Origin of the sequence: Candidatus Uabimicrobium amorphum (assembly GCF_009002475.1) — a bacterium.
Lineage (GTDB): Bacteria > Planctomycetota > Uabimicrobiia > Uabimicrobiales > Uabimicrobiaceae > Uabimicrobium > Uabimicrobium amorphum.
This window is the reverse complement of record NZ_AP019860.1, coordinates 7,403,865-7,417,102: the sequence shown is the minus strand read 5'-3', so window position 1 is coordinate 7,417,102 and position 13,238 is coordinate 7,403,865. Positions and strand designations below refer to the sequence as shown.

Genomic DNA, 13,238 nt, shown 5'->3' with positions numbered 1-13,238 from the left:
TATGGAATATTTTAGATGATTTGACAGTAAAAGTTTTGGATATGAAATTTGCGTAGTTATAGTCGTAAGCATTCGGTTATTTTATATTGGATGAAATGGTATAGCTATAAAAACATCGTTTCGCATTTTTTTTTCTTTGTTCTAAAGTAGTTGCTTGATGTAGTCACATGTTTAATTCAAACCGATTTTGACATTACGGTGTCGTAAATAATTATATAATGTACTTTTAGCTATCCCTAACTGATTGGCGATTTCTTGAACGCTTAGTTTTCCTTCTTTATAAAGTGCTTCTGCTGCACAAGCTGTTGATTGCGCTTTTTTTGATAGACCTTTTGGTCTACCACCAACTCTACCTCGTTCTTTCGCGGCTTGTAAACCTGCTTGAGTACGTTCGCGAATAATTTCACGTTCAAATTCCGCAAGAGAAGCAAATATCTTAAATATTAAGCGTCCTTGTGCAGTAGTTGTGTCAACAGGATCATTAATGCTTTGTAAGCCTACTCTTTTTTTCATTAGGGTGTTAATGAGTTCGACAAGATGCTTTAATGACCTTCCTAGGCGATCAAGCTTCCAAACAATGAGAGTATCCCCTTCTCTTAAATTTGATAAGAGATTCTCAAGTACTTTTCTTTCTGACTTTGCTCCAGAAATAACCTCTTTGTATATTTTATTACAACCTGCTTTTTCTAAAGCATCAACTTGCAAGCTGAAACTTTGATTCTTAGTCGAAATTCTTGCGTATCCGATTTTCATATTGTTTTCCATATAATAATCAACGGTTCGATAATCTCATTGAGATACTACAATCGTCAAACTGATTTTTCAAACGACTTTTTCGAACTTTTTGTAGAAATTGATGATAAATAGAATTTGAAAGGGGTGTGTGGAATTTTTAGGTTAAATTTGAGGCGTGTATTTTTTAGAAAAGAGGAGTAGTAAAAAACGAGCGTTTTTTACTACTTAGGTTGGCAATTTTAATTCGGGTTTTTTTCAGAATCGCTGTAATGACAACGCCATTGTCACTATCTATTTTATCTTTATTTAAGAGCTAAAATAGATAAAATATTAAGGGTAATACGTTCTGAAACTTTTTAAAATAGTCTATACAATGAAGCTCACTAAGACCTCGATGCCCCTCATCCATCAAACTAAGGATCTCATCAGAATAAAAAAATTGTTGGCGATGAGTTAAAAGAATTAAAAGTAATCTGGAAAGTTAAATTTTTTCTCTGTTCGTTTGTAAAATTAAGAGGACCGATAGTTACCCAACAAACTTTTATAGGTGTTCCTGAGCTTTACATTGTAAAATTAATCCAACATGGGCAAGATTGGGGGGGATACAAAATTACAATTAAAAACTGGGGGTAGTGTACCAGCGCATAATGTAATTGTTAAAGCCCAAATTTACCTGTATTTTTGTTTTTTTATGTGATAGTATAATTCGTTATCAAAAGCTGGCGGAAATATCTATTTTAAGACTCTGATAAAACAAGCCCACTGTACGGAGAAAAGGATGAAAATCAATGAAAATTGGAGCCTAAGTAACGGTGAAAAGTTAACAACAAGCGAAATTTTTTTACGCTTGGTACAAAAGCAAATCTCGTCAGAGTTAGTATGTTGGAACGAAAAAAATTCTCAAGATATTGTCAATAAAAGATTTGCGATACTAAACAATCGTTATGGTTTACTTCGAGTATTAGGGGAAGGTGCTTTTGGAAAAGTATACCTTGGGGTGGATATTAAGCGACTACTTAATACTAAAACAAGATTTGTGGCGATCAAAAGACCAACAGAAAAAATTTTGCATAACTACGCACAACAAAGCGGTTATAAGCATAACGAAAATCTTTCCTCCAAACAAAACGAACAGGAAGCGATTCAATGGGCAAAGTTGGAACTAGGACAGATGTTTTCACAGGAAGCTTTATCTACAGGTAGACTATCAAGTTGTCCAAATGTAGTCTCAATTCTAGATCACGACATTCGTTCCCCGTATCTCGCCTTAGAATATTGCAACGGGGGGGTGTTAAGACATCGCATGCAACAGCCATACAATGCTGAAGATATCGAGCGCTGGGCAAAAGAGATTGCGAATGCTCTACAAGCCTCTCATAGTTTACAGCCAGATCTTCTTATACACCGCGACTTGAAACCAGATAATGTTTTATTGCACAATGGCATTTTGAAAGTATCTGACTTTGGTACAGCACAAATGAAGTTAGAAAGTGAATCGTTGAAATCCCTCAAAGGAGGTTATACTCCACGCTATGCTGCTCCGGAGGCTTTTGATGGTACGGCGCAACCAGCTACAGATATTTGGTCGTTGGGTGTTATACTGTATGAAATGATTTGCAAAGAATCTCCTTTCAAAGGACAAACCATGCCTGAGTTGATGCGTAGTATATTTGTTTGCGAGGCTACAGATATCGAAGAGAAAGCAATATACCCGGTTTCTAGTCGTCTCAAAGAACTTGTAATGAGAAGTCTTAACAAAGATCCACAACAGAGGCCAACAGCGAAAGATTTTTTACAAACTACAGTTGAAAAAGAGGTCACCGAAACCGAGTTTTCGATAAACGAAATAACACCACATGACAATGTCGAACAATGTAAAAAGAGACATAAAAAAAGAAGTAAAAGTCGCTATTTGATATTGTTCTTTATTATTTCATTGGCAATTCTTGCCTTTTGGTGGAAAGGAATGGATAATGCTGATGTGGTCAATGTGGCGAGTATGCCAGGGTTTAAGTTTTTGCATGAGAAAACATATTCTTGTGGTGGACAAACACATACAATGAAGGAGTACCGCCATGATCGTACAGGAATGGAGTTTGTTCTTATTCCCGGAGGAAGTTTCAACATGGGAAGTAACGATTCTGGTGTGGGCGTTGATGAAAAACCAATGCACCGTGTGAGTGTGAACAGTTTTTTGTTGGCAAAGCATGAAGTGACTCAGGAAGTTTGGCGAAGTGTTATGGGAGATAATCCTTCATATTTTAAGGACAGTAAATTTTCGGATGTCAAAGATAACAAACTTCCTATGGAGAATGTGAGTTGGACAAAGAGTAAATCTTTTTGTGATAGACTTGGTATGCGATTGCCGACAGAGGCGGAGTGGGAGTACGCCTGCCGTGCGGGAACTCGTAGTAAGTATTATTGGGGAAATTCGATGGATGGGAACTATGCGTGGCATAGTAACTCTAGTCGTCAAACTCATAAAGTAGGGCAAAAATCTCCAAATGCATTTGGTTTGTATGATATGGCAGGGAATGTGTGGGAGTGGTGTGCAGATTGGTATGACAGTAACTACTACACTAGTAGTACAACTAACAATCCTCAAGGGGCATCGTCGGGTTCGAGACGTGTTATTCGTGGGGGTGGGTGGGACTATCATACTGGGGATTGTCGTTCGGCGGATCGCCACTATGCTTCGCCTAGCTTTTTTGTTAACGATTTGGGGTTTCGTCCTTGTATTACTTGGACTGCGGACAATTAACAGTAGACTTGTATCACTTTGCTCTTTTACTTTTTTACCCTTTGCGGTTCATGAAATAGTTACTCTGTGTTATATATACTGTTACTTGTAACATATGTAGTTTTATACATTTTACTGGTATAAAAAAGTACAGTCAACTGTATAGCTAACTAGAAGTAAAATGCACACCAAAACAAGCCAGATACACAACAAAATCGAAGATGTCACTCCTCAATGAATAGAATGTAAAGCTACCTTAGCCAAAAATATCAAGATCAATCCAATTGCAAAAAGTCCCTTATTAAAAAGACAGTCAAGATGGCAAGGAATATCAAAATCACTTTGTTTTTTCCTGAATTTTGTTGTATCTTCACGACTAACTCTTCAGCACGCTGTGTGACCTCATTGTTGGTTGAGGTTTGGGTTACCACAGTTAAGTATGGTAGAAATGCGGTATCGAGCGTATTAGTAGCGTATTCAATTCAGAGAAGTTGCAAACGCTTTGAGTTACTAGTCAAAGCAGTTACTGCCGCTGTTTCGCGAAATCGTTTTTTTATTGGCGGATTGAAGTATTTTGGAGTAACCTTTTTAGGTTTTCAGAACATTCTAAAGGATATCTAATGTGAGAATAAAAATAAAAATCAACTGCCCTTCGTGCAAGGAGGACCACAAAATCATATTTCAAAATATGGTTGATAGATATGAGTGTCCAAATACAGGCCAAATATTCGAAGTAGATCAGAATGCAACAGTTAGTCCGATAAACGATATTGATCCAACAATCCGATACTGGAGATCCATTGAAGCAAGCGAATATTTATATCCCTTATTCCAGACGGCTGCCAGTAGTATAATTGAACAAGAAAAGACAAAGACTATAGACTTAGATAAACAAAAAATAACCAATAACTTAAATGAGAATGCAACAGGTTCTCAAAAACTTACAATAGACAAATATGAAATACTGGAAAAAATTAGCGAAGGCGGTTATGGAATTGTTTATAAAGCATTTGATCGCTCATTAAAAAGGCATGTGGCAATAAAAAAGAGTAAGTTTATTCTGGATGAAAAAGGCATAGAACAATTCGAAAAAGAAGCGCAGATCGTTGCGAAGTTTAATCATCCTAACATCGTACATATTTATGATTTTGGAATAGATGAACAGCATATTCCTTATATTGTAATGGAGTATGTTGAAGGAGATAATATTAAAGAATTTTTTCATGAAAAACGTGACGAATCAAGATTTGAAGCAAATGTATGTGAGTATTTTGCACAACTGGCCGATGCTCTAAATTACATACACCAGAAAAACATCTATCATCAAGATATAAAACCACAGAACATATTAGTTTCGTTTGAGACAAAAAAACCAAAAATAGTAGACTTTGGAATTGCAATCATTGGCGATGCAACAAATAAAGAAAACACATCTGGTACTTTAAGATACATTGCTCCAGAAAGGCTTGACAAAAACAAACCAGCGCCTTCTCATGATATATATTCCTTAGGAGCTACTTTGTATGAAGTCCTAACCGGAAGATACGCAAATGATGGCGAATTCCTACCACAGATTTTAGCTAAAAGTTATATCGATAAAAGCTTCAAATCAGAAGATAGAATATCTGAAGAACTAAAAACTATCTGCTTAAAATGTCTAAAATCTTCCCAGAAGGAAAGATATAGTGATACCCATACTCTCCATTTACATTTGATAGAGCATGCCGGAGAATTTAGTAATGAGAACATCTATCCATATCTCTACATGATAGATAATCAAGGTGGAAAAATTCTATTGCCATTGAAAAAACGCAACAATTATTTAGGAAGAAGCTTTAATAACGATATAGTTATACAGCACACTAGTATATCTAGAACACAGGCACTAATTCGCGTAGAAGAAGGTAAAGTAACAATTGAAAATTTAAGCCGTAATGAATCAATTGTTGTCCAATCAAAAGTTGTAAATGAAAAAACGGAACTTCTAGATATGTCTCTGATTCAGATCTCCGATTATGAATTTATGTACCTTGCAAAAAATACCAAATATTCGGATGGGAAAAGCGAAAAAAATGATTCTTTAGAGCAAAAAGGTACATCAGAAGCAATACCCAAAAGCCAAAATACAAATTTAAGTATACCTATAGAAGATTTATCAAAAACTCAAGTATTAAAATTTTTGCAGATTACTGAAGAGGAACTAATAAACTATGCCGTAGATGGATATATTAACTTAATTGAATCTGATGGTGATCTTTTCTTTTCTAAAGAAGATGTTCAACACCTCCATAGAGAGATAGTAAATAAGCAAACCGTTATGCCACCATCAAAAGAAGATATGAAAAAAGCGGAAAAATATGAAGAAGTAATAGAACGCATAAAGGCAGAAAAATATATAAAAGCAAAAGAAATACTCGAAACAGAACTAGATTCAGGATTGTTGGATTTAGGTGCGGCAAAACTAATATTAGAAGAACTAAAAAATGACCTAGAAGGCCAAGCACTTGCGCCATCATTAGCAGAAGAAGAAATGGAAAAATGTGAGAAGTTATTAGAAGAGAGACAACTAAAGCGACAACTTGAAATAGAAAGGAAACTAGAAGGCAAAACGCTTGTGCCATCGCCAGCAGATAAAATAGAAATACTCGAAACAGAACTAGATTCAGGATTATTGGACTTAGGTCAGGCAGAACGAATATTAGAAAACCTTGAGGCAGAACGAATATTCAAAGAACTTGAACTTGAAAGGGAACTAGAAGAAAAAAAAGTCAAAAACAAAGAACAAGAAAAGTTTGCTGAAGAGGACCTAACTCTTTTTGTACTTGCTTTATTTGTTATACTCCTTTCCGCCTTTTATGTGATATGGATAAGTTCCTAGCGTTCTGGAATATGAAAACGACATGTAAATAAAAATTTGTAGGAGAAAATAAATAAATAAAGAAGGTACAGAGCGTGTAATCGGGCTATTAAAAACTCGAATTCGATAAAGAAAAATTTGTCGGCTACAAAATATCCGCGAGTAAAACAAAATGGAAAAACATTGCTATTCCGTCTTTAGAAAACTTCAAACAAGTAAAGCGAAGATTAACGTCGGAGAGTACTGAGTTCGATTGTCATAATCTCACTCCAGAAGAAGGTAAGAGAGCAATCACTTTAAAAACGAATGGAATGCGGCGAGAGCAAGGAGAAATTCAACCTACCTTTCTCTGTTTTAGCCGTTAGCACTTACTCGTGAGTAACAAATTGTTAGTTTTTGCTCATCTTGTTTCATGCTTAACTTTTTTCTTCTCTAGAGTATATTGATGTTTTCCTGTTGTTCTTACTACGATAAATTCTCCCTGGTCTATCTAGTTCCTGATCGTTTGTGCCGTGAATAAAAAAATTATATAGTCACTAAAATATTGTTAGAAAGGTAATTATGAAGTTATACACACTCCTATTTATAAATCTTTTTATTTTTGCAATTTTTGCATTTAGTCAAGAAAACTATCTCTACATCTCTGATATAGAAGTCTCATCAAAAAATAAAAAGGGTAAAAAATGGGATAGTCTTCTTGGCAAACCCGATATTATTTTACATGTAGATATTTGGCAGGAGAATCGCTGGACAAATGTATTTGTAAGTAAAAAGTACCAAGATAGTGTAAAAATAGATGAAGTTTTAGAAACACAGGTTTCTATTTTGTTGGATCAAAAAATTCGTATGACATTGTTTGATATAGATATGAGTAACAATGATCTCATAGGTCAATATGAATTTACTGTAAGTAAAACTACAATATTAGGAAAAAAGCAAAATGTGGATTTCGACAATGTTAAAAAGTTAGTCTATTATACATTACCGTATTCACATAAAAATAACAAAAGCTTGTATAAAAATTTTTCTGAAATAAGTTTGCTAAAAAAGAAAAAAGAGAAACAACAAAAAATTATCCAAAGGCAGAAACAGGAAATACAGAGACTTAAAAAGAAACTAGAAAGTATAGATCGTGTAATTAACCAGGTTATTGAAGAACTTGGGATTGGCGACGAAGACATCTACAAAAATATAAGCAAGTATAAAGCCGAACAGAAAAAATTAGCCAAACAGGAAAAATTAGAGAAAATGACAAAAGAACGGAAAAAAACATGGCAAAAAATTTTGCAAATAACTAGAAGTTTAAAACTTTCCAAAAATGAATTAGAACAAATGCGTAGTAACTTTGATAGAAAAAGACGACCAACTAACTACAAAAAAATAGTTACGGCTGATAAATGTAGCGAATGTCACCGAAAAGAAACGGCCCAATGGAAAAAAACACCTCACTACAAAACTAAATGGATGCCTTTAAGAGCAAATGCAAAACAAATATCTAAAAAACTAGGTCTCATGGGCAGTATTAAAAGAAGTGGTCGTTGTGTCAAATGTCACTTTACGCAACAAGAACAAAGAGGCAAACCAAAAGCAGTGTCAGGTGTTTCTTGTGAGTCATGTCATGGTGAAGGAAAAGACTGGCTATACATTCACAACAATTTTGATATACCACGAAAAAAAAGATTGGAAAGCGCTGCTAAAAAAGGTATGGGCAATACACTTGATATTTACAACATTGCTCAAAAATGTTATGCATGTCACAGCGTACTAGATGAAGAACTGGTAAATAAGGGGGGGCATCGAGCCGGAAGTCGGAATTTTGAATTTGTAAGTTGGTCTCAAGGGATGGAGCGCCACAATTTTGTTCGTAGTCGTAATGCGCAAAATGCAGAAACTACTAAGCAACGACTACGAGTTATGTTCGTGGTTGGAGCTATGCTCGATTTAGAATACGCTTTACGAGGGATAGCTAAAGCTACCCAAAAAGGTATCTATTTTACTAATGCGATGGAGCGCGCAAAAATTGGATACAGGCGTTTGGTTGCGCTACAAAATAAAGCTGATATTCACGAAATCTCCGAGCTATTAAAGCTGTTTAAGAAACTGAGTTTGCGTCCAGGCAACCATGAGCAACTACTTGCAGGAGCAAATTTGATTATCTTAAAAGCGAAAAAGTTTACCAAAAACCATGATGGAAGTAAATTAGAATCATTGGATGCTATTATTCCCAAAAACTATAAGTGAAAAGTAACTCGTTTATATCATAACTTTTGTTATGATAAATCATTTTATTGATCTCACAAAACGATCCCTGTATGTAGAGGCTTGATTTTATAAATCGTTGTGCTTGAAAACATAGTATTTTTAAACTAATTAAATGAGAACAAAATATCTCTTAGGCTATCGAATAGGTTTACAATTAACTATGAATAAGCCTGATAACATAAACTTGAGCTATCTCCTCCTTCCTTTAGATAAAATAAACTAAAATATTGTTAGAAAGGTAATTATGAAGTTATACACACTCCTATTTATAAATCTTTTTATTTTTGCAATTTTTGCATTTAGTCAAGAAACCTATCTCTACATCTCTGATATAGAAGTCTCATCAAAAAATGAAAAGGGTAAAAAATGGGATAGTCTTCTTGGCAAACCCGATATTGTTTTACATGTAGATATTTGGCAGGAGAATCGCTGGACAAATGTATTTGTAAGTAAAAAGTACCAAGATAGTGTAAAAATAGATGAAGTTTTAGAAACACAGATTTCTATTTTGTTGGATCAAAAAATTCGTATTACGTTGTTTGATATAGATATCCATAGTAATGATCTTATAGGTCAATATGAATTTACTGTAAGTAAAACTACAATATCAGGAAAAAAGCAAAATGTGGGTTTCGATACTGTTAAAAAGTTAGTCTATTATACATTGCCGTATTCACATAAAAATAACAAAAACTTGTATAAAAATTTTTCTGAAATAAGTCTACTAAAAAAGGAAATAGACGAACAACAAAAAATTACCAAAAGACACGAACAAGAAATACAAAAACTTAAAAAGAGGCTAGATAGCTTAGATGGTGTAATTGGCGAAATCTTAGAAGAACTTGGGATCGAAGATTACAATTATGACAGTAGCGACAATGACTACGATGGCAGTGATGACAGCGATGACAGCGATAGATGATGATATTGACGATGACAGCGATAGTGATATAGATGATGATATTGACGATGGCAGCGATGGTGATATTGACGATGACGGCGACAGCGATGATAAAACCAAATAGAAAAAATTACTTTCCGAAACTGAAATAGAACATACATAGTATCTAACAAAAAACAGTTAAATAACTACAAAAAAATAGCGATGGCTGATAAATATGGTGAATGTCATCCAAAGAAGCTTTCTTGAAAAAGCCTCACTACGGGCACATGTCATTATTGGGTAATGTGAAAAGAAAATGCACATAGCATAAAAAATGTGAATGAAACTCTTATATTTTTCGTTAAAAATACTGTGGTAAATCCCACTAGGCCTTTTGTATTTCTAAACTCCAATCACACACAACTTTGTTGTGTGTGATTGGTATTGTTTTCTCTAATGCCTGCCAAATAAACCTCACAAGTGTTTTTTCATTTATTTGTTTCTCTTTTTTGAAATTCAATCACACATAACGATATAATTTAATAAAGACTATTAGATCGTTTACAAAAGGAGGAAAAATGGAATTTGTACACCCAATTCGCGACCGTAAAAAAATTGACGCGATGAAAAAGTATTTACGCGGAAGTAGTGAGCGAAATCATTGTTTATTCATCTTGGGAATCAATTCTGGTTTGAGAATTAGCGATTTGCTCAAACTGCGAATCTTGGATGTGGTTGATGGCAAAAAGATAAAGGAACGTATTTGTATACGCGAGAAAAAGACAGGAAAGAATAAGGAATTTCCAATCGGAACGAATGCAAAAAGAGCTATTGTGGACTATTTAAAAACAAGAGTAGAATATAGTCCCAATGAACCACTATTTATCTCACGAAAAAATAAAAGACATCTTGGCCGATGGCAAGCATACAAAATTATTAATGATGCGGCAAAAGCGGTTGGTATCAAAGAAAAAATAGGTACCCACAGTTTGAAGAAGACATTTGGATATCATGCTTACAAGGAAGGTAAAGATATTACCTTAATCCAAAAGTTGTTCAACCACTCAGCACCTTCGGTAACTCTGGCTTATATTGGAATTACTCAAGAGGATTTGGACAACGTTTATTTAGAACTGAATTTGTAGTGGTTGTCAATATGTAAACAAATTTTATATAGTAGTACTATTACTATATAAGCCTCAGCATAAAATGTAATTCTCGACGGACAAATCTGTCCATCGAGGTTTTATTTAAATTAGCATTTTACCATCTTATCTCCAATACGCCGGTAACAAACGTTATTTTTAACAACATGTGCATATGCAATTTTGATATTACTCGCTTTTTCCTTACTAATAATTTGTTCTACGTATTCTTTCACATTTTTCTGTCCGGCATTTTTTCTTGCAAAGTGGATTAAGTAGCCATAGTCTACACCACTATTTATCAACTTTTGATGGTCATTTTGTAGATGCTTAAAGTCGTAATTTAAACCCATCTCTATAACAATAGAGGGACGAATAAGACCTTTACAAAAATCATCTGTTGTAATTTTTTGCTCTTTTTTACTTGGGGGAGTCAATAAAGCGAAGTCAAAATTTCCTCTTTGGTTTTTACCTTCATATTCTCGTGGGATTGTCTCTGGCCATTCTTTGTGAATGATGCCTGTTTGAAAGTGCTCAAAGTTCAGTACTTGGTTTAACGGATCTGATTGCAATAAATGACGAAAAAGTTCGCAGTGTAGTGACTGTTCAACTCTATGAAAATATGGAACTTGAACAAAGTGCTCAAGTAAATTGTTAATCGCTTGCTCTACATAAAAAATACTTTCTTGCATCCAAGAATCTAATCCTGCCTCCGTGCCATTGCAAGATTTTTCAATAACAGCATTGTGCTCTTTTATTAAGTTTTGTTGCATCTTTTGAATAGAAGTGTGACCTTGTAGTAGATTTTGATTCACGAAGCGTTTTGAATCGCTAATGCGAAATTTGTAGCAACGTTCACCTTTTGTGTTAAACACATTTATGGTTTGTGTTTTCTTACCGGTGACGATTTTTACTTTATAATTTCCAATTTGAAACATTGACTTCTCCATACTGAATTTATAAACCGCGTAGTCATTGAATATCTAATTTATTATACAAACCTTACAAAATATTCACCAACCATTACAAAATCAATTTACTCAATTTTTTGCTCTACCATCCTTTATTTATCTATCATCTATATAAATATATATTTATTACCTTACATAACATTACATTTTTTTGTAATGTATTCATCCCTTTGATTATAAGCTTCTCCAACCAAAAAGTATTTCTACTTACAAAAAAAACTGTATACACCTATTGTCAATCGTGTAAAAATGTAGCACAAATCTTTGGTTCTACACACAAATGATGCGAATAAAAAAATGACAAGTTTTTTCAACTTTTTTTTGCGTGGTTTTACTCGGTTATTGGTCGTGTTTAGTCCTTTTACCTACTTTTTGTAAAGCGTTTAAATTATTGACGGATAAACGAGTTTGCGGTTGTGGGATTTGCGGCATAGAATTCTCTTGAGGGATGGTTTTCTTATAGTAGTACTAAACTATATCAGGAGAGTTGTATGCAGGATGGACGTTTGTATTTAGAGACTTGTCTTTGTTGTGGTTTGCCGGATCATATGTTGATTAAGCCCACGAAAAAGATTGTGCGTTATTATGCGCATTGTTCGCATTGTCGTTTTGCGTTGTTTGTGCGCAAGTGTGATGTTCCGGCTTTGCGCACGCATTGTTCGCGTAAGAAAGATGTGCTGAAGTATTCTCGGGCAAATAAGCGTTTGTTTGATACGAGTAGTTTTGAGTTTGAGGATACGATGTGTATGTTTTGTTCAAAGCAGATCAAGGTAAAGAAGTGTGCGTGTAAAGATCCAGAGAAAAGAATGGTTTCTTTTGGATGCAAGGATTGCTTGACACGGTTTTTTGTACCGGTGGCATTTTTGGACTTTTTCTATGTTTGTTGAGTGGAGTTATGGGTAAGAGTTATAAGCCTAGAAGTATTGTGGAGCGCAATATTTATTTTGGTGGTGATCGTTATCGCTTTTTTTATACGGTAAATGATGCCGCAGCGCAGATGGGAATGGCAAAGAGTAATTTGTTGGGACTCGTGAAGAGAAATAAGGTAGAGCATGTGCTCATTACCGATTGGGATCGCAATGATACGGTGCAGCGCGCGATGATTGAGGAACATTCGATTGTTTATGAGAGAGAGCGGGTGTTGGCGAAGAAAGAAAAGCGCAAACCGCGGCCGTGTCATTATCGCCAACTCGTGGTTACGGTAAAACCTCATGGTCATCGTGTTTATTTACCGGCAAGCAATTATATGGTGGTGGGCGAGATTATTCGCGATTATGATGGCGATAAGTATGAGATCGAGTATCGCGATGTAAAGAGCAATGTGGGGGAAAATGAACCACTCACAGATATTGCGGAAATTTATATGAAGGATCGCGACGTGTTGCAAGTGATTCCTTATAGTATACTGTATCGCAATGCGGAAAATCGTTCTACATTTGCCGATACGGATAAGTTTGATGTGCATCTCATTATGCAGTTTTATCCACGCACATGTACGGTACAACTTTTTTTAGATGAATGGGAACCTTTGAAGGAAAAGATGCTTGCGGAGAAGGATTTTTCTGTTTTACAGGAACGTTTTTTGGCGTGGATGGACAAATAATACAAAAAAGAGCTTTAAGTTTCCGTATAAAAACCGTATAAT

Annotated in this window: 8 protein-coding genes and 1 pseudogene; 7 read left to right on the top strand and 2 right to left on the bottom strand. The window is 34.9% G+C overall.

What is annotated here, in order from left to right:
• Nucleotides 1–180: 180 nt before the first annotated feature.
• Nucleotides 181–753 (bottom strand): annotated as a pseudogene (locus UABAM_RS25865) (recombinase family protein); the annotation flags it as partial.
• A 760-nt stretch (nt 754–1,513) separates the two neighbouring features.
• On the opposite strand from UABAM_RS25865, the gene UABAM_RS25860 reads away from it, so the two are divergent.
• From UABAM_RS25860 to UABAM_RS25840, 5 genes are all read left to right on the top strand, one after another.
• Nucleotides 1,514–3,496, top strand: a complete 1,983-nt coding sequence (locus tag UABAM_RS25860; protein ID WP_151970885.1) for a bifunctional serine/threonine-protein kinase/formylglycine-generating enzyme family protein — start codon at nt 1,514–1,516, stop codon at nt 3,494–3,496.
• A gap of 601 nt (nt 3,497–4,097) precedes the next feature.
• A complete protein-coding gene (locus UABAM_RS25855; RefSeq protein WP_151970884.1) occupies nt 4,098–6,353 on the top strand; it encodes a protein kinase domain-containing protein in 2,256 nt (751 codons plus the stop codon).
• A gap of 540 nt (nt 6,354–6,893) precedes the next feature.
• A complete protein-coding gene (locus UABAM_RS25850; protein ID WP_151970883.1) occupies nt 6,894–8,573 on the top strand; it encodes a cytochrome c family protein in 1,680 nt (559 codons plus the stop codon).
• Between the two features lie 265 nt (nt 8,574–8,838).
• Nucleotides 8,839–9,516: a hypothetical protein gene (locus UABAM_RS25845; protein WP_151970882.1), complete on the top strand. Its 678-nt coding sequence runs from the start codon at nt 8,839–8,841 to the stop codon at nt 9,514–9,516.
• Nucleotides 9,517–10,055: 539 nt separating this feature from the next.
• Nucleotides 10,056–10,622, top strand: coding sequence for a site-specific integrase (locus UABAM_RS25840; protein ID WP_151970881.1), 567 nt, complete (start codon nt 10,056–10,058; stop codon nt 10,620–10,622).
• A 110-nt stretch (nt 10,623–10,732) separates the two neighbouring features.
• On the opposite strand, the gene UABAM_RS25835 is transcribed toward UABAM_RS25840, so the two are convergent.
• A complete protein-coding gene (locus UABAM_RS25835) occupies nt 10,733–11,560 on the bottom strand; it encodes a hypothetical protein (RefSeq protein WP_151970880.1) in 828 nt (275 codons plus the stop codon).
• 524 nt (nt 11,561–12,084) lie between these two features.
• Here UABAM_RS25835 and UABAM_RS25830 point away from each other — a divergent pair.
• Together UABAM_RS25830 and UABAM_RS25825 are read left to right on the top strand one after the other, a co-directional pair.
• The gene (locus tag UABAM_RS25830) at nt 12,085–12,480 is read left to right on the top strand and encodes a hypothetical protein (RefSeq protein WP_151970879.1); all 396 of its coding nucleotides are present in this window, start codon (nt 12,085–12,087) and stop codon (nt 12,478–12,480) included.
• 8 nt (nt 12,481–12,488) lie between these two features.
• On the top strand, nt 12,489–13,196 hold the full coding sequence (locus UABAM_RS25825; protein WP_151970878.1) for a hypothetical protein: 708 nt from the start codon (nt 12,489–12,491) through the stop codon (nt 13,194–13,196).
• Nucleotides 13,197–13,238: the final 42 nt, after the last annotated feature.